Raw genomic sequence first — 24,563 nt, 5'->3', positions numbered from 1 at the left:
AGGTTACCTTAGGCTATTGATAAGATGTGCAATGGCTATGTGTAGAGGAGAACTCCCATGGCAGGTCATAGTAAGTGGGCCAACATTAAACACCGCAAAGCAGCGCAAGATGCCAAACGCGGTAAACTCTTTACCAAATTTATCCGCGAGTTAACGGTTTCAGCCCGTGAAGGTGGCTCGGATCCCGATTCAAACCCGCGTCTGCGTATCGCTATCGATAAAGCGCTTGGCGGCAACATGACCCGCGACACCATTGAGCGCGCAATTAAACGTGGCGCCGGTGAGCTTGAAGGTCAGCAACTCGAAACCATTATTTACGAAGGCTATGGCCCTGGCGGCACCGCTGTGATGGTCGAGACCATGACAGATAACCGTAACCGTACCGTGAGCGGCGTGCGTAATGCCTTTAGTAAATCGGGTGGGAATTTAGGGACCGATGGTTCGGTTGCCTATTTGTTCACTAAGCGCGGCGTGTTGTCCTATGCGCCGGGTACTGATGAAGACGCCCTGATGGACGCGGCGCTAGAAGCGGGCGCCGAAGATGTGGTGAGTTACGATGATGGTGCAATTGACGTATTTACCGAACCGACCGAGTTTTATGGGGTGAAAGATGCCCTCGATGCGGCGGGATTTGTCAGTGATAACGCCGAAATCGCGATGATAGCCTCGACCAAAGCGGAGTTAGATGCCGAGACGGCGGAGAAGTTTATGCGTCTTATCGATACCCTCGAAGAGCACGATGATGTGCAAGAGGTGTATCATAATGCCGAAATCTCCGATGAGATTATGGAAAGTTTAGGGTAAACCCAAGCTGAAATTTGATTTTTATCTGAGTAGGTGGCCGGAACTGAGCTCGACAGAGCTTGGTTCTTACATAGAGCAAGCGTTTAACACTGAGCTTTGAACCAGCGTTTAGACACCGCATCTTGCTTATAGGGTCACCTTAAATTTACCTTTGATTTATTGATGTTTTTTGTGCTGTTGCTCGGCTTACAACCGCCGTTATCTAGGTTGAATAAAGTCGAGCACAGACATTAGGGATAGCATGGCGATTATTTTAGGGGTTGACCCTGGTTCTCGGATCACAGGTTACGGCGTTATCCAATGCCTAGGGCGACAGCAACTTTATTTGGGCAGCGGCTGCATTCGCACCTCGGGCGAGGATTTACCATTAAGACTCAAGCAAATCTTTGATGGGATCAGTGAAATTATTCGCCAATACCAACCCGATGAATTTGCGATTGAGCGGGTGTTTCTCGCCAAGAATGCCGACTCGGCCTTGAAATTGGGCCAAGCCCGTGGTGCGGCTATCGTGGCAGCGACAGTAGCCAACTTACCCGTTGCCGAATACAGTGCTACCCAAATTAAGAATGCGGTGGTCGGAACGGGGCGAGCCAAGAAAGAACAGGTTCAACATATGATCCAGCAATTGCTTAAGCTGCCCGCGGCGCCACAGGCCGATGCCGCGGATGCGCTCGGCGTTGCGGTATGTCATTATCACACCAATCAAAGTTTGGTCGCTTTAAGCGGCCGAGCGACAACAAGAACATATGGACGGTACAGATGATAGGTCGTTTACGTGGCGTGTTAATTGAAAAGCAAGCGCCAGAGGTGTTGATTGATGTTAATGGTGTGGGTTACGAGTTACAGATGCCGCTCACCAGCTTTTATGAACTCCCCGAGGTCAATCAACCGACCACAGTGTATACCCATTTTGTGGTGCGTGAAGATGCCCAGCTGCTTTATGGCTTTATCACTAAACAAGAGCGCTCACTGTTTCGTTTGCTTATCAAGGCTAACGGCGTGGGTCCTAAACTGGCGTTAACCATTCTTTCTGGCATGACCGCCAGCGAGTTTGTCGGTTGCGTCGAGCGTGATGATATCGTGACGCTGGTGAAATTACCCGGTGTCGGTAAAAAGACCGCCGAACGTTTATTGGTTGAGATGCGTGATAAATTGAAGAGCTTGATGGAGGCATCCGTAGGCTCTGAGCGTGAGTTTGTGCTGCAATCCAACTACTCACCGGCTCCTACGGTCAACAGTGCCGAAGAGGATGCGATTTCAGCCTTGATCTCCCTCGGCTATAAACCACCACAGGCGAGTAAAGCCGTTTCCGCCGCCTATAAAGAAGGCATGGACAGTGAGACCTTGATTAAGGCCGCGTTAAAATCGATGCTCTAATGGCATGGTTTTTATCAAGGCTGGTGTTATATTGCGGTACGCGATTTTTGCAGCCAGTTAGGTAGCAATTGCACCAAAATAGCAAGTGCCGTATGCCGATGCGGTAACAGGAATAGGTAAATGATTGAAGCAGATAGACTGATCCAGCCGCAGCTGCAAGGTCAAGATGATGTTATCGACAGGGCAATGCGCCCTAAATTGCTCGATGAATATACTGGGCAGGATGATACGCGTGCCCAATTAAAAGTGTTTATTCAAGCGGCTAAAAATCGCGAAGAGGCTTTAGATCATATGTTGATCTATGGCCCGCCAGGGTTAGGTAAAACCACCTTAGCCATGATCGTGGCTAATGAAATGGGCGTAAATATTAAATCGACGTCGGGGCCTGTGCTTGAGAAAGCCGGGGATTTGGCGGCACTACTCACCAATCTTGAGGCGGGGGATGTGCTTTTTATCGATGAAATTCATCGCTTAAGTCCTGTCGTCGAAGAAATTCTGTATCCTGCGATGGAAGACTATCAGCTGGATATTATGATCGGCGAGGGGCCTGCTGCACGTTCAATTAAGTTGGACCTACCGCCTTTTACCTTAGTGGGCGCGACCACGCGGGCAGGGGCGTTAACCTCTCCGCTAAGGGCGCGTTTTGGCATTCCACTGCGACTTGAGTTTTATAATGTCAAAGATTTAAGCACCATTGTGACCCGCTCGGCACAGGTGATGGGATTGGCCATTGATGCTGAAGGGGCCACCGAAATTGCCAAACGTTCGCGGGGAACACCGAGGATCGCCAACCGTTTACTGCGCCGAGTGCGGGATTATGCGGAAGTAAAACACGACGGTGCTGTGACGCAAAAAGTCGCGGAGCAAGCGCTTGATTTGCTCGATGTCGATGGTGAAGGTTTCGATTACATGGATCGAAAACTGCTGCTTGCCATTATCGATAAGTTTATGGGGGGGCCTGTGGGGCTTGATAACCTCGCCGCAGCTATTGGTGAGGAGCGTGAAACCATCGAAGATGTATTGGAGCCTTTCCTTATCCAACAAGGCTTTATCCAACGAACGCCACGCGGTCGCATTGCCACAACCAGAGCCTATCTGCATTTTGGCATGATAAAACCTGAGTAACATCCAAGAAGGATGACCTTGTTAACAAAAAGCGGCCTTGGCCGCTTTTTTGTTTTACCGATTTTGTTATTGCTGCTTTTTGTCACCAGATAATTTTGCCGCTAGAACTATCCACATCTAAATCTTTAGATGAATATTATTTAATGAATAACGACTTAATTAAATGGGCTGTGGAGCAGGTTCGTCACTTGAATACTGTTTTTATTTAAATTTATTCGGCTAAATAATGCTCTTATTTTGGTTTGTAAATAATATTTAATCCAGTTAATTAACAATGATAAAACAAATGTATTTATATGTTGAGTTTAAACCGCTCGAAATGGCATTTGTGTTGTTTGCAAAATAAGCATTCTCATAATGCTTTTACATTGTAATGGTTCTTCTTATGTTCACTTTTTTAGCCCTTATCCCACTCTAAAACACCTAGAACTTAAGCTTGATATTATAATCGACAATGAATTGTTGCATTTGTGTTTATTGCACACTTGCGGTGCATAAAAATCACAAGTTATTCATTTTGTATCAATGTGCAATGTGAAACCCATGATATCTACACGATTCTTTCTGTTGCAATGATTACCAATATGCATATTTTTTCATAATTAATCGACATATTATTCTGTGCATCAGATAGTCTTCTCTCAAAGAATTGTGACATGCATCACATTTTTGAGGTAATCATATGTTTTCTTAATGTTATTTTTTTAACAGTTTTTGTCACTGCAAATTATCGTTATATATGGTTTTTAATGCTAACAATAGGATTGAAATAGCATTCAAGATTTAAATAAAACAATCGATTTACAATATTGATAAAAATACAGAACAAAATGATGTTCAAGGTTAAAAAAATGAACATTGACTGAATGAAAGTGAATCCTCAGTATCAAGCGCAACAGTCGTACAGCATTAGTTGTACAAGCTGTAAGCATAAAAATAATAGTAAGATCTAGGGAGCATTCATTCATGATCAAAAGAACCAAAGTTGCGTCGGCTATTAATTTAGCTGTCGTTAGCTCAATTGCTGCTGGTACCTTTGTAGCATCAAGCGCATTTGCAGCTGAAGAGACTGCAAAAGTAGAACGTATTGAAGTCACGGGTTCACGTATTCAACGTCAAGATATGGAAACAGCTTCTCCTGTTACCGTTATTGATGCTGCTGCAATTAAAGCCGAAGGCTTTACCTCTGTAGACCAAATGTTGCAAGTTCAAACCTCTATGGCGGGTGCTGCGGTTGGTTCTACTACCAACAACGGTGCAGACGGTGTTGCACAAGTGGACTTACGTGGTATGGGCTCGCAACGTACTCTCGTACTATTAAACGGCCGTCGCATGGTGAACTCTGGTTCAGGTGCTGACAGTGCTGTGGATTTAAACTCTATCCCAGTTGCTATGATCGCTCGCGTTGAAATCCTGAAAGACGGTGCTTCAGCGGTATACGGTTCTGATGCGATTGCCGGTGTAGTGAACATCATCACCAAGAAAGATTTTGAAGGTTTTCAATTAGACTTCAACGGCAGTGGTACCGATAAAGGAGACGGTGAAAACGGTGATGTAAGTGCATTATATGGCTTTAACACCGATGGTGGTAACTACACCTTTGGTGCGGCTTACTCAGATCGTCGTGGTGTAGTTCAAGGTGACCGTGATTGGTATGATCCATTGGATAATACCAGTTCAATTATTCCAACAGGTGCATTGAATCAAAAAGTTATCGATGCCAACGGTAATTGGGTTAAAAGAACTTCGACTTATGACTACTCAAATGATGTCTATTTCCAAACACCAAGTGAGCGCCGTAGCTTATTTGCCAATATGACGCAAGAGTTAGGCAATGATGTTGTTCTGACTGCGGATGCTATTTATACCAATCGCCGTTCTAACCAACAGCTTGCAGCACAGCCAGCTCAAATCAAATTGAATGTGTGCGGTGATCCAAGAGTTACCGATCCTACAGCAGGATGTCTAACCCTTGACCAAGGCATGATTGATGCTGGTATTGAAGCTGATGCCCGTGGACAAGTGCAATACAACAGACGTATGAAGGATGTTGGCCCGCGTATTTATAACCAAGATACTGATACTTGGCGTTTATCAGCTGGTTTAGCAGGTTCTTTAGACGTTCATACGGGTATGAATTGGAATGTGGATTACACATTTGGTAAGAACGAAGCTAAGACAGGTGTTGCTAACTCTATTAACGCAACATTGATGGCTAATTCAATCTATGCTGACCCATATGCTTGGTTTGAAGGTTCTCCTTTGACTGATGAGATGAAGGATGTTTCTTATGATCAGCAAGAGACGGGTGGTAATGAGCAGCAAACATTATCTGCAGGCTTAAACGGTGAATTATTCGATCTGAGTGCTGGAGCCGTGGGTTTCGCTATTGGTGCTGAATACCGTCGTGAAAGTGGTTTCTACAATCCAGATGCAATTGTTGTTGCAGGTGACAGTACTGCCGCTCAACAAGATCCTACAAGTGGCAACTACAACGTTATTTCTATCTTCCAAGAAGTGAGCGTGCCATTTACGGAAAAACTAACGGGTGAATTTGCACTACGCTTAGACGATTACTCTACTTTCGGTAAAGCGACTACTTGGAAAATTGGTTTAACCTACACTGCAACAGATGAGCTGATGGTTCGCACTGTAGCTGCTACCGGTTTCCGTGCTCCTAGCGTTGCTGAGCTATATGGCGGTAACTCAGGTTCATTTGATTATTTAACTAATCCTTGGTTACCTATGAGTGATCAAACTGGACAGATTTTAGTTAACCGTACATCTGATCCAGATTTGAAACCTGAAGAGTCAGAATCTTACACTGCAGGCTTAGTATATTCGCCAAGCTATATTGATGGCATGTCAATTACCCTTGACTACTGGCGCTTCAAAGTCACTGATGCAATTGCTCGTGCAGACGTGCAAGTTGGTTTAGACGCGTGTCATGGTGGTGATACAGAAGCTTGTAGCACATTCAATATCACAGCTGATGGTGACTTATTCAACTTAACAAGTGCACTGACTAACGTAGGCTCACAGGACACCAGCGGTGTTGACTTCAACTTAGCTTATAACTTTGAGCTACTTGGTTTAGATTGGAAAGTGAGTAACGATACTACTTACTTGATTAAGTTCGAACAGGATGGTGAAAACTATACTGGCACAATCGATGGTAATACGGGAGCTTATGCCCGCGTACGTAACAACTTCAGCATCTCTGCAGGTCAAGATGATTGGAGCGTGATGTACTTCAACCGTTATATCAGATCAATGGATGATGTTTACACTGACTATGATGCGAACGATAACCCATTCGTTGCAGTAAGAGGTGTAGATTCAATTCTGTATCACAACATTTCTGGTACTTACCATGTAAATGACAGCACAACTGTTAGTTTAGGTGTGAAGAACTTTACTGATGAGAAACCTCTTTACGTAACTAACGGCAGTGATGCTGGTACTGTTCCAGAAGTTTACGACACTATCGGCCGTACTATTTACGGTGGTGTAACAGTTAAGTTCTAATCTAAAATAGAACCAACCTTTAAAAAGCGCCTTCGGGCGCTTTTTTGTTTTGGTGCAAAAGGTTACAAGCCGTTATCTATCGCTGCCAACTTGATCACAATTAAGCGAATACTGATTTTTAATCATCTTCTAATGCTAGAGACATATTTTAAGTTATGGTAACATAAATGATATTGATTCTCGTTTGGTGTTTAGGGATGAGTAAAATACTGTTAGTCGATGATGATCCATTATTCAGAGTTTGGTTAACTGAAGCGCTTAAAGCACAGGGACATGAAGTTGAATGTGCCGTAAACGGCGTTGAAGGGCTCAAACGTATTCGCAGCTTTGTGCCCGATATTATTATGCTCGATCTGGTGATGCCGCAAATGGATGGTTTCTCACTATTAGAGGCGAGGGACTGTATGACGCCTATCATGATGTTATCTGCCCGTGATAATGAGGCTGACAGGATCCGAAGCTACGAGCTTGGTGCGGATGATTTCTTAACGAAACCCTTTAGCATTAAAGAGTTATTGGTGCGTTTGCATGCCTTAGAGCGGCGATTAATCCCGCGCGCCATAGAGCCAATGGCAATCGAGCAGGCGACAATCCAGCCGGTCAAATTCGATGAAGCTGCCTATAGGATCACTATTGGCAAAAATGCAGTGGAACTCACCCAAACCGAGTTTAGGTTGTTTAAATATTTGTTCGAGCGTAAGGGGCAAGTGATCACTAAGCAAGAACTGCAAAAGTCAGTATTGCAGAAGGACTTAGGCCGTTTCGATCGTAACTTGGATATGCATATCAGTAATACAAGGCGCAAGCTGGCGAATACCCGTTTGCCGCGGACATTAATCAATACGGTCCGTGGTCAAGGATACAGTTTTTCCGCTTGATGTGTTGTGAGAGGTTAACAAACTAGGCACTGATGAATTACAGCGCGACTGCTGGCTTCTTAGGCAATTTTAGTCGCTTTCATTTTCCCCTGATACGGATTTGGTTTATTCTAACGGGCATTATAGTAGATGCGTATTCAGCATCATTACCCTCACATGAATAACCAAGTAGGAATCATTATGCGGATCAGTGCCAATTTTGATGGCGGAAATATTCAAGTCATTAATCTTGATAATAAAGACGATATTCAACTGGCAATCCGTCCCGATGCGGGCGGTGAGTTTTATCAATGGTTCAACTTCCGGTTCGAAGGTGAGGTGGGTAATCAATACACCTTAAATATCATCAATGCGGGCACCGCTTCCTATCCTAAGGGCTGGCAAGATTACCATGCAGTCGCCAGTTACGATCGCCAGCATTGGTTCCGTGTGCCAACCCAATATATCGATGGCAAACTGAGCATTCAGTTAGCGCTTGATTGTGATGCGATTCAAATCGCTTATTTTGCGCCCTACAGCTACGAGCGTCATTTAGATCTGCTCAGCAACGCACAATTGCATCCCGATGTTAATCTTGAGCATTTAGGTCTGACCTTAGATGGCCGCGATATCACCCTGATGAAAGTCGGCGATGGTAATCCTGATAAACGCAATATTTGGATCACCGCAAGACAACATCCCGGTGAAACCATGGCGGAATGGTTAGTCGAAGGCTTAGTGAATCGTCTGCTGGATAATGATTGTCCAACGGCAAAAGCGCTGCTCGATAAAGCGAACTTCTACATAGTGCCTAACATGAACCCGGATGGCAGCGTAAGAGGCCATCTGCGTACCAATGCGATTGGGGTTAACCTTAACCGAGAATGGCAAACCCCGAGCTTAGAAAGAAGCCCAGAGGTCTACCATGTAGTGCATAAAATGCAGCAAACGGGCGTAGATTTATTTTACGATGTCCATGGTGATGAAGGCCTGCCCTATGTATTCCTCGCGGGTTGTGAAGGAGTTCCCGCTTACAATGAGCGATTGGCACAGCTACAAGCTGATTTTAGTCAGGCATTAACCTTGGCCAGTGCCGATTTCCAAACCGAGTTTGGTTACGCTAAAGATGAGCCTGGTCAAGCCAACTTGACCGTGGCCTCTAATTGGGTGGCGCAAACCTTTGATTGCTTGTCGAACACCTTAGAAATGCCTTTTAAAGACAATAACAACCTGCAGGATCCGTTTGTGGGTTGGTCGCCAGAGCGCAGCATTTATTTAGGCGAAGCGTCATTGATTGCCATGCTCGCCGTGGTTGATAAGTTAAGATAGGTGCGACTATGGCATTAATCGAATGTCCAATCTGCCGTAAACGGATGTCGAGCAAAGCACCAGCTTGCCCGCATTGTGAGGCAAAAACCAATGGTGACAATAGCTCGCTCGCACGGATCAGTCATATCCAAAAATCCAGCAGCTTAATGAACCAAAGCTTTGTGGCCATGACGCTGTTTATTGCGGGGGTGGTGATTTGGTTTTGGGGCGGAGAGCCCGCCGAAGGCTTGCGCGCGACCATTGGCGCCATCTGTTTTGTCTTTGGTTTTGTGGGCTATTTAATTACCCGTGTTAGAATCGTATTACATAAGCGAAAGAGTGTATGACCGACATTATTCAAGTAATCGACCAAATGCCCGAAGAAGTCTATGAAAGGCTGCGTAGCGCCGCTGAATTAGGCAAATGGGAAGATGGCACAGTATTAACCGAAGCCCAGCGTGAATCGACTCTTCAAGTGGTGATGCTCTATCAGGCGCGCCGCTTAGATCAAACTGAGCATTTCACCATAGCGGCTGGTGGCAAGTTAAATGAGCTGTCGAAGGCGGAGTTGAAGAAACAATTCCGTGGCGAGTCGATTGCCGAGTTTAAAGCTGACGAACTCTAATTGTAGAGTTAATGCTTAAACAACAAAAAGCCCACTAATGTGGGCTTTTTCATGCGTAACGTTTCAATGTTTAGTCGGGGCTGAGCTCACCAACCAAGTTTTGCAACATGGCTGTTTTAATTTCGCTCGGCTTTAAGTTTTTCGATAGCAGATAATGCAACTTAGCCAGTGCGGCTTCAATGGTCATGTCTGCACCACTGATCACCCCCGCTTTGGCGAGGGCATTGCCCGTAGCGTAACCGCCCATATTCACTTTGCCTTGGAAACACTGAGTTAGGTTCACTAACACAATTCCACGTTCATCCGCTTGCTTTAGGGTATCGAGTAATGCCGCATCCTGCGGTGCATTGCCCACGCCAAAGGTCAGTAAAATCAGTGCCTTCACGGGTTGCTGCAGAATATTCTCAAAAATCTGCGTCGAAATACCAGGGTAGAGAGTCACTACACCGACGGGCTGTGGGCTGATATTAGCCACTTCTAACGGCTTATCGCTTGGCGTGGCAATTTTACCTGCACGCAGATTAATTTTAATCCCCGCTTCAAGCAGTAAGGGGAAGTTAGGCGAGGCAAAGGCATCGAAGCCATCGGCATGGGCTTTGGTAGAGCGATTGCCACGGAACAGTTTGTTATTAAAGAATAAACACACTTCAGCCACCGGATAATTGGCGGCGATATACAAAGAGTTGAGCAGGTTGGTTTGACCGTCGGATCTCAGCTGTGCCAAAGGAATTTGTGAGCCGGTGACGATAACAGGCTTTGACAGGCCTTGAAGCATAAAGGATAAGGCCGATGCGGTATAGGCCATGGTATCTGTGCCGTGGAGGATCACAAAGCCATCGTACTTGTCGTAATTGGCCTTGATATCATCGGCGATCATTTGCCAGTCGGTCGGTGCCATGTTTGATGAGTCGATGAGCGGGCAGTACTCGTGGATCACAAACTCAGGCATTTCATCATGGTAAAACTCGGGCATGGATTGGACGCATTGGGTCAAAAAGCCTGCCACGGGTGCAAAGCCATTCGCGGTTTTTTGCATGCCTATGGTGCCGCCCGTATAGGCGACGTAAATGGAGCGTTTAGTCATTCTTGTCGTTATCTTAGCTGCAAGTGAGCTAATTATACGATTTTGCAGGCATAAACCCAATAAAAAAGCCCGAGGTATCGGGCTTTTGTGTCTTTCATCTTGAGTCTGCGTTAGTTTATCGCACAGCTGTCACAATACACATACACATGGTTAGGATCGTTAAAAGCCGCGATGGTCTTTAAGCTGCCAGTCCATTGAGCAAGCATTTGCTCAAGCAGTGTTGAATGGCTGAGTGACGCGGGTAAATAAGCCGACACAGAGGCAAACATTTGCTGCACAAAACGTTGCTCAGGCGTGAGCTCTTGTTCAATTACGCGGGTATCGAATAGGCTTAAATCTGCCAATTTAGCGGCTTTGGCAACGGCTTGGTCGATATCGCCAAGCTCGTCCACTAAACCTAACTCTAGGGCTTTTTTACCACTCCACACACGGCCTTGGGCGATGCTATCCACTTGTTCCAAGGTCATTTTACGTTCCTTAGCGACCAGTGAGATAAAGTCTAAGTAGCCACGCTCGATATGGCGCTGGATAACCGATTCAATTTGTGGCGAAAGGGTGCGAGTCACAGACAATCCCGCCCATTCGGAGGTCGATACACCATCGGTATGGATGCCTAAGCTGGCGAGTGAATCTTCGAAAGTGGTGATCATCCCGAAGATCCCGATAGAGCCTGTCAGCGTGGTTGGGGTTGCGAAGATATAATCGGCGCTGGCCGAAATCCAATAGCCACCGGACGCCGCAAGGCTGCCCATACTCACTACCACAGGTTTACCCGCCGCTTTGAGGGCGAGTAATTCTTGGCGGATCTGCTCTGAGGCAAAGGCGCTGCCGCCAGGGCTGTCGACTCTAAGCACCAGCGCTTTGATATGTTTATCAAATCGTGCCTTGCGTAACAGCTCAGCGGTGCTATCGCCACCGATTTGGCCGGCGGGTTGGCTGCCATTTAAAATGGTGCCGCTGGCAACGATAATGCCGACACTGTCTTGCTCAACAAAGCTTGGCAAAGGCGTCACTAGGGTTAAATAGTCGTAAAAGCTGACTTGCTTAAAGCTGTCACCCGACTTCTCTTTACCCACGCTATCTAGCATGACTTTACGGAACTCTTCATCGGTCGCTAGGGTATCGACCCATTTCATATTGATGGCCATAGTGGCAGAGTCGCCTTCGGCCTTATCGAGTTGCGCGAGGTAGCTTGCCGAGTCGAGCACTAAGGTATTGGCATCAATTTGGCGATTTTCTGCCACGGTTTGAGTATAACTCTGCCAAACATCGGCGAGTAACGCGCTGCTTGCCTCTCTGGCGGCATCCGACATATCGTCACGCATGTAGGGTTCTACTGCCGATTTAAAGGTGCCGACGCGGAAAATGTGTGCCTTTATCTTGAGCTTCTCGAGGGCGGACTTGAAGTATTGGTTATACATACTCAAGCCATCGAGAGAAACACTGCCTTGTGGATTGAGGTAAATGGTATCGGCAAAGCTTGCAAGAAAGTATTGGTTTTGCTCGTAATAGTTTCCAATTGCCACCACCTTTTTACCGCTTTCTTTAAAACGATTTAGGGCATCGCCAATCGATTGCAATTTACTGATCCCTGCGCGTTTCAGCTCGGCTAAGTCTAAGACTATGGTGCTGATCCTGTTATCGTGCGTCGCGTTATCAATCACATAGATAATATCCGCCAGCAGGATTTCGCCATCGCTGCTGCCGTTATTGCCTTGCTTAAGTGCGGCTTCAATCGGGTCGACCTGCTGTTTTTGATCGACAATCGAGCCCGCCAGATTAAGCACCAATGCTGAGTTATCTTCGACCTGAATATCTTCACTGCTACCAATGGTAATGAGGATTATGGCGAGGAAGCCAAAAAAAATCAGGTTGAGTATGAATTTACGGATCCCGTTGAGGGTATTCCATATAAATAAACATATTCTCTTGAAAAACGATGGGTTAGCGGACATTAGCCACTCCTTTGCTTATCGAATGTGCCAATGCTAACTGAAAATCCCCTCACTGGCTAAACACAATTGTAAAGGATTTTAACTTTTAACCCTCTAGCAACAGTTGAGCTTACATTTGACTCAAGGTATGCTCATTTAAATCACTTGTTTAAAAAGGATGTTTGAATGTCGTTTCCCCATTTATTAGAACCCTTAGATCTGGGATTCACCCAGCTCAAAAATCGTGTGTTAATGGGCTCCATGCACACGGGTTTAGAAGAAGAAAAGGGCGGATTTGAGAAACTGGCAGCGTTTTATAAAGAGCGCGCGTTAGGCGGCGTCGGTTTAATTGTCACCGGCGGTATCTCACCCAACCTACGTGGTCGTTTGACTCCCCATGCGTGTCAGCTGAGTTTCCCATGGCAAGTGGGTAAACACCGCATCGTGACTCAAGCGGTGCACGAGGCTGGCGGTAAAATCTGTATGCAAATTCTGCATGCGGGGCGTTATGGTTACCATCCTTTTTCACAGGCACCGAGTAGAATCAAGTCGCCTATCACTCCCTTTACGCCTTCGGCCATGTCGAGCCGTCAAGTACGCGCCACCATTAAGGATTACGCCAGTTCTGCCGCCTTAGCGAAAAGAGCGGGATACGATGGCGTAGAAGTGATGGGCTCTGAAGGCTATTTGATCAACCAATTTATCAGTTCGCGCACCAATACCCGCACCGATGAATGGGGCGGCAGTTTTGAAAAACGTGCGCAATTTCCGATAGAGATTGTGAATGCCATTCGCGCCAAAGTAGGCAAAGATTTTATTATTATCTTCCGCTTATCCATGCTCGACTTAGTCGACAACGGCTCCACCTGGGACGAAGTAGTGCAATTGGCCAAGTGGCTCGAGCATGTGGGGGTGTCGATTATCAATACAGGGATCGGCTGGCATGAGGCCCGTGTGCCAACCATTGCGACCAGTGTGCCGCGCGGTGCCTTTGCTTGGGTGACTGAAAAACTTAAAAAGTCGGTTTCAGTCCCCTTGATTGCCACAAACCGTATCAATACGCCTGAGATTGGCGAGCAAATCATCGCCTCTGGTCAAGCGGATATGGTGTCTATGGCACGGCCGTTTTTGGCCGATCCTGAATTTGTTAATAAAGCGGCGGCCAACACGCCAGAGCTTATCAATACCTGTATTGGCTGTAATCAGGCCTGTTTGGATCATACATTCTCACTCAAACGTGCCACTTGCTTGGTCAACCCTCGCGCCTGTTATGAGACCGAAATTAACTTTTTACCCACCAATAACAAGAAGCGTATCGCAGTGATGGGCGCGGGCCCTGCGGGGATGGCATTTTCGGTGTATGCGGCCATGCGTGGCCATGAGGTCGTGCTTTTTGAAGCAAAATCCGAGGTGGGTGGGCAGTTTAATCTGGCACGTAAAATCCCAGGAAAAGAAGAGTTTAACGAGACGATTCGTTATTTCCTTAATCAAATCAAGCTCCATAAAATCGATTTGCGCTTAAATACCCGTTTGGATGCTAAGGTGCTTGAAACCGAAACCTTTGATGAAATCGTTATCGCCTCGGGCGTGGTCCCGCGCGAGTTAAGTTTGCCAGGTTTTGATAGCCCCAAAGTGGTGGATTATCAACAGGTGCTGACGGGCCAAGCCACTATTGGCAACAAAGTGGCCCTGATTGGTGCCGGCGGCATTGGATTTGATATGGCGCATTACCTCTGCGAATCAGAGTCGAGCACCCTCAATCCTGAAAAATGGTTAAAGCAGTGGGGCATAGACAAACAATATCAGCATGCGGGTGGTTTAGCCGAGCCTGAAGTCGATAATAGCGACCATAGACAAGTCTACTTGCTGCAACGCAAGACTTCTAAGATGGGCCAAGGCTTAGGTAAAACCACCGGCTGGATCCACCGTTTAGTGTTAAAACAGCACGATGTGAAGATGAAAACCGGCGTTAACTATGACAAGTTTGACAATGCGGGTCTGCATATCCGTGTTGGCGAGCAAACCGAAGTGTTGGCCGTGGATAATGTGATCCTCTGTGCCGGACAAGAATCTAACCGCACCTTAGTCGATGAGATGAAAGCAACGGGGATTCCTGTGCATTTGATTGGCGGTGTCGATGTGGCCGCCGAGCTCGATGCAAAACGCGCCATTCGTCAAGGCGCAGAGCTTGCGATGCGACTGTAGTTGTTAAGCTATTTCACCAATAAAAAGCCTGAGTTTAACTCAGGCTTTTTTGTTGATTTTGACTCAGGCTTTTTTGTTGATTGATATGAAGATAAGAGCCTATCTGCATGAGTGGGACATTTGCTTAGTTGGGTAAATGCCCATAACTGACGACCCGCGTGACTTGCCACTGGCCATTGGTGCGTTGCCAGAGCATTAAAAATTTGGCTTTGCCATCACAACTGCCAGTTTCTAGACTGCAAAATTTATGAATGCCTTCAGTTATCGCGCCAAAGTCTTTGATGGGATAGGCTTGAAAGCTTTCTTCAACCAGTGAGCGGGTGTATTTGCCGCAGGCATAGTTTTTAGTGTTGTTGATCATTGATTGGCGATCCCAAGTCACACCACCATTGTCATGGTAAAACTCGACCTTCTCTGCAAAGTAACTTTCGTGCAGCTTGAGTTGTTGCTCATCGGCACAGTGATTAAATGAAGCAAATACCTTGTTATCCATGTCTTTCATCTCGGCAACGAGGTTATCTTCAATCGAAAATGCACTCATCGACACAAGCAGCAAGCTGATTGCGATTAACTTATCCATAGCTCTCCTTGGTAGAAACGGGCCACCTAATACAAAGTAAAAGTAAGTGGAAAGCAATAACATAATGAACTTTTGGCAAGCTAACAAGGGCGAGTGATAAAGTGTTTAGGAAGCCGTAAAGATGGTGTCTTGCTAATCAGTAAGCGTTATAAGGGAAGAAAATACCCATTTGTTGTAGACGACTCTATTAGTCTTCTATCACTTCTTGCTGTGGCACGGCTTTTAGATTAGCGGTTTTACGCGTCGATGGGGTTTGGGCGCGCCTGTTACCGCAAGAATAGGTCACCACGGCAGCACCTTCGGGGGATAAATCGAGTTCTAAATCTTCGCTAGGAATACAGCAGCAGGGCAGGCATTCGTCGGCATTAAGCTCGGCTAAAGGCTCGGTTAAATAGCTGACGCTGCCGCTAATAATACGGGTCTTGCAAGCGCCGCAAAAACCACTGCGGCACTCAGAGAAAATGGTCACTTTTTTGGCTTCGAGTGCTTGCAACAACGAATTGTGCTGCTCGGTAAACAGCAGCACAGGTTGCCCTTGAAGGCGCACAATGGGCGCCTTCGCAAAGGGGTTGTTTAACAGCAGGTTCGATTTAGCCATGAGCAATCAAATCCCGTTAGAGATCGAAATCGAGGAATTCGTCACTGTCGACGGCCGAATCGATTTGACCGACAAGATAAGATGACACTTCGACTTCCTGTGGCGCTACTTGTACCGCGTCACTCTCTAACCAGTTCTTCATCCAAGGTAGTGGGTTAGACTGCTCGGCATAAGGCAGTGGCAGGTTAACGGACTTCATCCGTTGGTTAGTGATGTACTCAACGTATTGGCAGAGGATCTGCTCGTTGAGTCCGATCATCGAACCGTCTTTGAACAGGTATTTTGCCCATTCTTTTTCTTGCTCTGCGGCCTTGAGGAACAGGTTGTACGCTTCCTGTTGGCATTCTGCGGCAATCTCAGCCATTTCAGGATCGTCTTTGCCGCCCTGCATAATGGTTAAGATATGCTGAGTGCTGTTTAAGTGCAGCGCTTCGTCACGGGCGATAAGACGAATAATTTTCGCGTTACCTTCCATGAGCTTACGCTCAGCAAATGCGAATGAGCAGGCAAAACTGACGTAGAAGCGAATCGCTTCGAGGGCGTTCACTGACATCATACACAGGTACAACGCTTTCTTTAGCGTGCGAGTGTTGACTTCAATCGGCTCGCCATCGATCACATGGGTACCTTCGCCTAACAGGTGGTAAACCTGTGTCAGCTTGATCAAGTGATCGTAGTATTCGGCAATGTCAGTCGCGCGGCGTAGGATCTCTTGATTCACCACGATATCGTCAAAAATCACCGAAGGATCGTTCACGATATTGCGAATAATGTGCGTGTATGAGCGCGAGTGAATTGTCTCGGAGAAAGACCAAGTCTCAATCCAGGTCTCTAATTCGGGCAGCGACACTAAGGGCAGAAACGCCACGTTAGGCGAGCGGCCTTGGATAGAGTCGAGCAGCGTTTGGTATTTCAGGTTCGAAATAAAAATATGCTTTTCATGATCTGGCAGTGAGTTGTAGTCGATTTTATCGCGGCTCACGTCAACTTCCTCTGGGCGCCAGAAGAAAGACAACTGCTTTTCAATCAGTTTTTCAAACACTTCATATTTTTGTTGGTCATAACGAGCGACGTTAACCGATTGTCCGAAGAACATAGGTTCACGGGTGGCATCGTTGGGTGTTTGGCAAAAAGTAGAGTAGGTCATGGTACGAGTATTCCAATAAGTCGGGATCCCAAAGGGATCCCGCAACCGTTAACATTGAAGATTAGATTTTGCAGGCGCCGCCAGCACAGCCATCATCTTCTTTCTCTATGTTGGTAATGTCATCGTGTTGATCCGATGCACCATCGCGAGTGTTATGGTAGTACAGCGTTTTTACACCTAACTTATAGGCATTGAGTAAGTCTTTCAGCAGAGTCTGCATCGGAACCTTACGGCCTTCGAAACGCGTTGGGTCATAGTTAGTGTTGGCCGAAATCGCTTGGTCAACGAATTTTTGCATGATACCCACGAGCTGTAAGTAACCTTCGTTGCTTGGCATTTGCCATAGCAGCTCGTAGTTGTATTTCAGCTCATCAAAATCAGGTACCACTTGCTTTAACTGGCCATCTTTACTGGCTTTAACACTGATCAAACCGCGTGGCGGTTCGATACCGTTGGTCGCATTTGAGATCTGTGATGAAGTCTCAGATGGCATCAGCGCAGACAGGGTCGAGTTACGTAAACCGTGCTGTTTGATGTCTTGCCGCAGTGTTTCCCAGTCTAAATGCAATGGTTCGCTGCAAATCTTATCTAAATCACGTTTGTAGGTATCAATAGGTAAAATACCTTGGGCGTAAGTGGTCTCATTAAATAATGGGCACGCACCTTTTTCCTTCGCCAGATTCATTGACGCCTTGAGCAGATAGAACTGAATCGCTTCAAAGGTCTTGTGAGTCAGGTTGTTCGCGCTACCATCGGAGTACTTCATGCCATTCTTCGCTAAGTAGTTAGCGAAGTTGATAACACCAATACCTAAAGTACGACGGTTCATCGATGAAATTTCGGCCGCTTTGATTGGATAATCTTGGTAATCCAGTAGGTTATCCAGTGCACGTACTGCTAAATCGGCTAATGGCTCAAGCTCGGCTAAGTTTTTGATCGCACCTAAGTTTAACGCCGACAGTGTACACAGCGCGATTTCACCGTTTGGATCGTCAATGTTGTTCAATGGCTTGGTCGGCAGCGCGATTTCAAGACAAAGGTTAGATTGTCTGATCGGAGCAACTTTCGAGTCGAATGGACTGTGAGTATTACAGTGGTCGACGTTTTGGATGTAGATACGGCCCGTTGAAGCACGCTCTTGCATCATCAATGAGAACAGTTCAACTGCTTTCAATGTCTTCTTACGAATGCTGCTGTCTTGCTCATATTGCAGGTACAGACGTTCGAATTCGTCTTGATCTTCGAAGAAGGCATCGTAAAGACCTGGTACGTCCGATGGGCTGAACAGGCTAATGTTTTCGCCTTTGATCAGACGTTGGTACATCAGCTTGTTGAGCTGCACGCCGTAGTCTAAGTGGCGAATACGGTTATCTTCAACACCGCGGTTGTTTTTCAGTACCAGCAGCGATTCTACTTCTAAGTGCCAAATGGGGTAGAAGAGGGTCGCTGCACCACCACGAACGCCGCCTTGCGAGCAAGACTTCACCGCCGTTTGGAAATACTTGTAGAAAGGCAAGCAACCGGTGTGGAAGGCTTCGCCGCCACGGATTGGGCTACCTAATGCACGGATACGACCGGCATTGATACCAATACCCGCGCGTTGGCTGACATACTTCACGATAGAAGAGGCGGTCGCGTTGATAGAATCTAAGCTGTCACCACATTCAATCAGTACACATGAACTGAATTGACGTGTTGGTGTGCGCACCCCCGCCATGATTGGCGTGGGCAGAGAAATCTTAAAGGTCGATACCGCGTCGTAAAAATCTTTAACGTATTGCAGGCGCGTTTCTTTTGGATAACGGGCAAACAAACAGGCTGCCACCAGAATATAGAGGAACTGGGCGCTCTCGTAGATCTCGTGGGTCACACGGTTTTGTACCAGATACTTACCTTCGAGCTGTTTTACCGCCGCGTAGGAGAAGTTCATATCGCGCCAATGGTCGATATAGCTGTCCATGATATCGAGTTCTTCGCGGGTGTAATCCTGCAGAATATGCATATCATACTTGCCTAGCTCGACCAGTTTAGTCACATGGTCGTATAACTTTGGCGGCTCGAACTGACCAAAGGCCTTCTTACGTAAATGGAATACGGCTAAGCGCGCAGCCAGAAACTGATAATCCGGAGATTCTGGGGAAATTAAATCCGCCGCAGATTTGATGATCGTTTCGTGGATAGCTTCGGTTGGGATCCCGTCGAAAAACTGTAAATGCGTGCGAAGTTCAACTTCAGAAACAGAAACGTTTTTTAATCCCTTGGCTGCCCAAGTAATTACGCGGTGTATTTTGTCGAGATCGATTGTCTCACGTGCACCACAGCGTTTTGTGACTGTCATATTGCTATTCATTGAAGAGAGGCCTTGGTTCTGATATCTGTTCAGGTGAACTAAGTCACCGTACGTTTCCTTGTAAAACAATCAACCTGAAAACCCTTAATACTGCTGACTATGCAGGAGATAGTCGATTTAACGGGGAACTTCTAGTGTGTCTGATTGCTACCTATACACAAGATATGGTGTTTTAAATAATCTGAGATACAAGATAGTGAGGTTTGACGCTATTTGCAAGTCTCAATTCAGGGGGTATCTTGTGGATATCTTGAGGATAAAGAAAAGCGTTAGTGATGACTAACCCTGAAGCTCAAATTGAGATTAGCGTGCGAAATTGATGACGTTTTTTTGCGCAAATTTCACTGTGTGATCGATCGCTAAAATAAGCAGCGATCGCGATCGCAAGGATTGACCCTTAACCTAAATTGCATTACCAGCGAAGAGCGCATAATTTCGCCGTTAATCGGATTCGGTTGGGCCGTTAACCTTAGTAATCCGTTACTGCTATTTTGCGAATGCTTGGCTTAAGGCCGAATGTAAACTCGATGGTGAGTTAAACTGCGCATAGGCAGGCCATGCATCGGGTGTATCGGCCTCACCTAAATATCCCCACAACGCCACACCGCCAAGCATGCCCGCCGCTTGGGCCGCGAGTAAATCCCGCTCGGCATCACCTAAATAGAGGATTTGCTGTGGATGGCACTGCAGCTGCTGTGCGCCCAATAGCATAGGTGCAGTATGTGGCTTAGGGTAACGGGTCGAATCGCCACTGATCATCACTGGCATACGCGAGCTGAGCTTAAGCTTATGTAATAGAGGGCGTGTAAAGCGGGCGGGTTTATTCGTGATCACCCCAAACGGTACATGGCATAACTCGAGCCAATCGAGCAGGGGAGCGATACCATCAAACAACTGGCAATGGTCTCCATTGATCCTTTGATAGTGTGCGAGGAGTCCTTGTTGTACTTGAGTGCGCAGTGCGTCATCCGCGCCGGGAATCGCCGCATCGACTAAGGCAAAGCTGCCATGGGAGGCGGCGCTACGCATGTTTGCTAAAGGTTTTGCCGCGATACCGACATCAGACAAACTGAGGTTAAGGGCCTGAACCAGATCCGGCGCGGTATCGGCAAGGGTGCCGTCAAGGTCGAATAAGACCCCTTTAACCTCAGCTAAGCTCATCTTAATCTACCTTTTGCGTCGCAATCATATAGTTAACATCGACCTTTGGGGTGTACTTAAAGATCCCTGTTAGCGGGTTATAGGTGATCCCAAGTGCATCTTTACAGAGAAGATCGGTATTATCGACTAAGGCCATGAGTTCCGATGGCTTGATGAACTTATTATGGTCATGGGTGCCAATTGGTAACATCTTTAATAGGTACTCGGCGCCGATAATGGTTTCAACGAAAGACTTCATATTACGGTTGATGGTTGAGAAAAACACAAAACCGCCGGGTTTAACCATATCGCAGCAGGCTTGAATGACCGATTGCGGATCTGGCACATGCTCGAGCATCTCCATACAAGTCACCACATCGTAGTATTCGCGGTGATCTTCTCGATGGGACTCGGCAGTGTTTTTGACATAGTTGATGCTCACGCCAGTTTCCAGTGCATGTAAACGCGCGACTTCTAATGGTTCTTCACCCATATCGAGGCCGTCAACGACCGCGCCGATGCGCGCCATGCTTTCGGATAAAATGCCGCCGCCGCAGCCGACGTCCAGCACTTTCTTACCAAAAATCCCGCCCGCCGTTTGATCGATATAGTTAAGGCGCAGGGGATTTAATAGATGCAGCGGCTTAAACTCGCCGTTGAGATCCCACCAGGTTTCGGCCATACGTTCAAACTTTGCGATTTCCTGCGGGTCTACGTTGGTATTCTGTTGCATGCTATTACCTATAGCGGCTGTCATTGTGCGGCTATTATAACGACAATGGGGGATAAACACAGTATTGGCTGATCCTAAGTCTTTGTGGTTGAGTGAAATTTCAGCAATTATCATTAATTCTTAAACACTTTGTGAAGCAGAGCGGATTTTCTGCTCGGATATTAATCAAGTCTTGCCCTCAATTTCACCATTAACGACGGATTTTATTGAGTTTAATAGGCCAAATTGACAGTGTTTTCATCTATTAAGCCACATCCTTCGCAATTCACGTAGGATAGGTCTGGCGACATTAAATAACTGTGTTAGAATGCCAAATCACGTTTTTGGGCCGCTCAATGATACGGATTATACGTTGTCGGCTAATTTTCAGGGGAACGAGCAGTTTATGACTGATCTGGCATCATCTATTTCGCCAATTAATATCGAAGACGAACTAAAGAATTCGTACCTTGATTACGCCATGAGCGTCATCGTGGGACGTGCATTACCAGACGTGCGTGATGGCCTTAAGCCTGTGCATCGCCGCGTGCTGTTTGCCATGAGTGAATTGAAGAACGATTGGAACAAGCCGTACAAAAAGTCTGCCCGTGTGGTCGGTGACGTGATCGGTAAATATCACCCCCATGGTGATGTGGCGGTTTACGATACTATCGTACGTATGGCTCAGCCTTTCTCTCTGCGTTACACCTTAGTCGACGGTCAAGGAAACTTCGGTTCGGTTGACGGTGACTCCGCAGCGGCAATGCGTTATACCGAAATCCGTATGGACAAGTTAGCGCACCAGCTCCTCGCCGATCTTGAAAAAGAAACCGTTGACTATGTGCCCAACTACGATGGCACAGAACAAATTCCCGCTGTATTACCGACACGTGTCCCTAACCTGTTAATCAACGGTTCATCGGGTATTGCGGTCGGTATGGCGACTAACATTCCGCCTCACAACTTGACCGAAGTCGTTAAGGGCTGTTTAGCGCTGATCGCCGATCCTGCGCTGTCTATCGAACAGTTGATGGAACATATTCCAGGCCCAGACTTCCCAACGGCGGCGATCATCAATGGCCGTAAAGGCATTATCGATGCGTACAAGACGGGCCGTGGCCGCGCTGTTATGCGTGCGCTGGCGGAAGTCGAAACCGAAGACAGCGGTCGTGAACGCATTATCGTTACCGAAATCCCTTATCAGGTGAACAAAGCGAAACTCATCGAGAAAATCGCTGAGTTAGTCAAAGATAAGAAGATTGAAGGCATCAGCGGCCTGCGCGATGAGTCTGACAAAGACGGTATGCGCATCGTTATCGAAATCAAACGCGGCGAAGTGGGTGAAGTTGTCCTGAACAACCTCTATGCCCAGACACAAATGCAATGTTCTTTTGGTATCAACATGGTGGCATTGACCAATGGTCAGCCTAAGTTGTTCAACTTAAAAGAAATGCTCGAGTGCTTTATCCTGCACCGCCGTGAAGTGGTAACTCGCCGTACCGTATTCGAACTGCGTAAAGCGCGCGAACGTGCCCATATTCTTGAGGCATTAGCGGTCGCACTCGCCAACATCGATCCGATTATTGCGCTGATCAAAGCCTCGCCAACCCCAGCCGATGCGAAAGTGAAACTGGTTGAGCAGGGCTGGGCACTTGGCCATGTGCAGGGCATGCTTGAAAAAGCGGGTGACGATGCGGCGCGTCCTGAATGGTTAGAGCCAGAATTCGGTATCCGTGATGGCTTATATTACCTGACTGAGCAACAGGCTCAGGCGATTCTTGAGCTGCGTTTACACCGCTTAACCGGTCTTGAGCACGATAAGATCATCGCCGAATACGAAGAGCTGCTCGAGTTCATTGCAGGTCTGCTGTTTATTCTGCGCAGCCCTGAGCGTTTGATGGAAGTGATTAAAGAAGAGCTAGAAGAAATTCTGGCCGAATACGGTGATGCTCGCCGCACCGTCATCAACGCCAATGAAATTGATATGAGTCTTGAAGACTTAATCAACGAAGAAGACGTGGTTGTGACTCTGTCACACTTAGGTTACGCCAAGTACCAACCGCTGAGCGATTACCAAGCCCAGCGCCGTGGTGGTAAGGGTAAAGCCGCAACTAAAGTGAAAGACGAAGATTTCGTTGAAAAACTGCTGGTTGCGAACACCCACGATACCATTCTGTGCTTCTCAGACTTCGGTAAGATGTACTGGCTCAAGGTCTATCAATTACCGCTGGCGAGCCGCACATCGCGCGGTCGTCCGATTGTCAACTTACTGCCGCTGTCCGATGGAGAGCGCATTACGGCGATTCTACCGGTGCGTGAATACGCAGAAGATAAGTACATCATCATGGCGACCTCTAACGGTACCGTGAAGAAGACTGCACTGACGGCTTACAGCAACCCACGTGCTAACGGCATTATCGCCGTGAACCTGAAAGACGGTGACCAACTGATCGGTGTCGATATCACCAACGGTGATGATGAGATCATGTTGTTCTCGAACGAAGGTAAAGTGGTCCGCTTTAAAGAAGGCGAAGAAGTGGCTGTTCTCGATGAAAACGGTAACCCAGTGCTGGACGAAGAAGGCAACCCACAAATCAACTTCAAGGGTGTGCGTCCAATGGGCCGCGGCGCGACCGGTGTTCGCGGTATTAAGCTTGAAGAAGGTCAAAGAGTGGTGTCTCTCATCGTACCTAAGGGCGATGGCGCTATCTTAACCGTGACCGAAAACGGCTACGGTAAACGTACTGAACTGTCTGAATACCCATCGAAGAGCCGCGCGACCAAAGGTGTGGTATCGATCAAGGTGAGCGAGCGTAACGGTGCGGTGGTTGGCGCGGTACAAGTTGGCGGCAATGACGAAATCATGCTGATCAGCGACAAAGGTACCTTAGTCCGTACGCCAGCGAACGGTGTGTCTATCATCGGCCGTAACACCCAAGGTGTGACCATTATCCGTACCGCAAGTGACGAGAAAGTGGTTGGTCTGCAACGTATCGATGAGATCCAAGGCGACGAAGATGAAGTCGAATTGGATGAAAATGGTATGCCTATCGTTCCAGTTGTCGCTGAAGGTGACTCTGTTCAAGAAGAGCCTTTAGAGGATGAACTGGAAGAAGAATTAGACGAAGACGAAGAGCTTGACGACGAGCAAGACGAAGACTAATTCGAGAGTATGAAAACGAGCGTCCA

The 24,563-nt window shown here is 47.0% G+C and carries 19 protein-coding genes; 11 read left to right on the top strand and 8 right to left on the bottom strand.

Features of this window, described 5'->3' with window-relative positions; genetic code table 11:
• The first annotated feature begins 57 nt into the window (after positions 1–57).
• From M0415_RS05445 to M0415_RS05405, 9 genes are all read left to right on the top strand, one after another.
• Positions 58–804, top strand: a complete 747-nt coding sequence (locus M0415_RS05445) for a YebC/PmpR family DNA-binding transcriptional regulator (protein ID WP_011622670.1) — start codon at positions 58–60, stop codon at positions 802–804.
• A gap of 241 nt (positions 805–1,045) precedes the next feature.
• On the top strand, positions 1,046–1,567 hold the full coding sequence (ruvC, locus tag M0415_RS05440) for a crossover junction endodeoxyribonuclease RuvC (RefSeq protein ID WP_011716951.1): 522 nt from the start codon (positions 1,046–1,048) through the stop codon (positions 1,565–1,567).
• Positions 1,564–2,181: a Holliday junction branch migration protein RuvA gene (ruvA, locus tag M0415_RS05435; RefSeq protein WP_011626232.1), complete on the top strand. Its 618-nt coding sequence runs from the start codon at positions 1,564–1,566 to the stop codon at positions 2,179–2,181. The genes ruvC and ruvA overlap by 4 nt, the downstream gene beginning before the upstream one ends.
• A gap of 120 nt (positions 2,182–2,301) precedes the next feature.
• A complete protein-coding gene (gene ruvB, locus M0415_RS05430) occupies positions 2,302–3,306 on the top strand; it encodes a Holliday junction branch migration DNA helicase RuvB (RefSeq protein ID WP_088211177.1) in 1,005 nt (334 codons plus the stop codon).
• Positions 3,307–4,272: 966 nt separating this feature from the next.
• Positions 4,273–6,834: a TonB-dependent receptor plug domain-containing protein gene (locus tag M0415_RS05425; RefSeq protein ID WP_249555136.1), complete on the top strand. Its 2,562-nt coding sequence runs from the start codon at positions 4,273–4,275 to the stop codon at positions 6,832–6,834.
• A 197-nt stretch (positions 6,835–7,031) separates the two neighbouring features.
• Complete coding sequence (gene ssoR, locus M0415_RS05420; protein ID WP_249555138.1) at positions 7,032–7,712, top strand: response regulator transcription factor SsoR; 681 nt, start codon at positions 7,032–7,034, stop codon at positions 7,710–7,712.
• Between the two features lie 180 nt (positions 7,713–7,892).
• The gene (locus M0415_RS05415) at positions 7,893–9,020 is read left to right on the top strand and encodes a M14 family metallopeptidase (RefSeq protein WP_011716955.1); all 1,128 of its coding nucleotides are present in this window, start codon (positions 7,893–7,895) and stop codon (positions 9,018–9,020) included.
• Positions 9,021–9,028: 8 nt separating this feature from the next.
• Positions 9,029–9,346 carry a hypothetical protein gene (locus M0415_RS05410; RefSeq protein ID WP_039977219.1) on the top strand — a complete coding sequence of 106 codons (318 nt, stop codon included), beginning with the start codon at positions 9,029–9,031 and terminating at the stop codon, positions 9,344–9,346.
• Positions 9,343–9,624: a YeaC family protein gene (locus M0415_RS05405; protein WP_249555140.1), complete on the top strand. Its 282-nt coding sequence runs from the start codon at positions 9,343–9,345 to the stop codon at positions 9,622–9,624. The genes M0415_RS05410 and M0415_RS05405 overlap by 4 nt, the downstream gene beginning before the upstream one ends.
• 70 nt (positions 9,625–9,694) lie before the next feature.
• Here M0415_RS05405 and ansA read toward each other — a convergent pair whose 3' ends face one another.
• Complete coding sequence (ansA, locus tag M0415_RS05400) at positions 9,695–10,708, bottom strand: asparaginase (RefSeq protein ID WP_011716958.1); 1,014 nt, start codon at positions 10,706–10,708, stop codon at positions 9,695–9,697.
• A gap of 110 nt (positions 10,709–10,818) precedes the next feature.
• Positions 10,819–12,663, bottom strand: a complete 1,845-nt coding sequence (gene sppA / locus M0415_RS05395; protein WP_249555142.1) for a signal peptide peptidase SppA — start codon at positions 12,661–12,663, stop codon at positions 10,819–10,821.
• A gap of 165 nt (positions 12,664–12,828) precedes the next feature.
• Between sppA and M0415_RS05390 the strand changes: the two genes are divergently transcribed.
• A complete protein-coding gene (locus tag M0415_RS05390) occupies positions 12,829–14,847 on the top strand; it encodes an oxidoreductase (protein WP_011716960.1) in 2,019 nt (672 codons plus the stop codon).
• A 124-nt stretch (positions 14,848–14,971) separates the two neighbouring features.
• Here M0415_RS05390 and M0415_RS05385 read toward each other — a convergent pair whose 3' ends face one another.
• From M0415_RS05385 to ubiG, 6 genes are all read right to left on the bottom strand, one after another.
• Positions 14,972–15,427 (bottom strand): nuclear transport factor 2 family protein, encoded by a 456-nt coding sequence (locus M0415_RS05385; protein WP_011716961.1) that lies wholly within the window; start codon positions 15,425–15,427, stop codon positions 14,972–14,974.
• 187 nt (positions 15,428–15,614) lie between these two features.
• Positions 15,615–16,025, bottom strand: a complete 411-nt coding sequence (gene yfaE, locus M0415_RS05380) for a class I ribonucleotide reductase maintenance protein YfaE (RefSeq protein WP_011716962.1) — start codon at positions 16,023–16,025, stop codon at positions 15,615–15,617.
• 16 nt (positions 16,026–16,041) lie between these two features.
• Entirely contained in the window at positions 16,042–17,172 is a 1,131-nt protein-coding gene (gene nrdB / locus M0415_RS05375) for a class Ia ribonucleoside-diphosphate reductase subunit beta (RefSeq protein WP_088211170.1), read from the bottom strand.
• 61 nt (positions 17,173–17,233) lie between these two features.
• Entirely contained in the window at positions 17,234–19,522 is a 2,289-nt protein-coding gene (nrdA, locus tag M0415_RS05370) for a class 1a ribonucleoside-diphosphate reductase subunit alpha (RefSeq protein ID WP_011716964.1), read from the bottom strand.
• A gap of 486 nt (positions 19,523–20,008) precedes the next feature.
• Entirely contained in the window at positions 20,009–20,683 is a 675-nt protein-coding gene (locus M0415_RS05365; protein WP_249555143.1) for an HAD family hydrolase, read from the bottom strand.
• Between the two features lies 1 nt (position 20,684).
• Positions 20,685–21,395: a bifunctional 2-polyprenyl-6-hydroxyphenol methylase/3-demethylubiquinol 3-O-methyltransferase UbiG gene (gene ubiG, locus M0415_RS05360; RefSeq protein WP_249555146.1), complete on the bottom strand. Its 711-nt coding sequence runs from the start codon at positions 21,393–21,395 to the stop codon at positions 20,685–20,687.
• 385 nt (positions 21,396–21,780) lie between these two features.
• On the opposite strand from ubiG, the gene gyrA reads away from it, so the two are divergent.
• Entirely contained in the window at positions 21,781–24,537 is a 2,757-nt protein-coding gene (gene gyrA / locus M0415_RS05355) for a DNA gyrase subunit A (RefSeq protein ID WP_249555148.1), read from the top strand.
• Positions 24,538–24,563: the final 26 nt, after the last annotated feature.

It is taken from the genome of Shewanella sp. 10B, from assembly GCF_023475885.1.
In the GTDB taxonomy this organism is placed as follows: domain Bacteria; phylum Pseudomonadota; class Gammaproteobacteria; order Enterobacterales; family Shewanellaceae; genus Shewanella; species Shewanella mangrovisoli.
The sequence above is the reverse complement of the archived record's forward strand: the minus strand, read 5'-3'. Positions and strand labels throughout refer to the sequence as shown.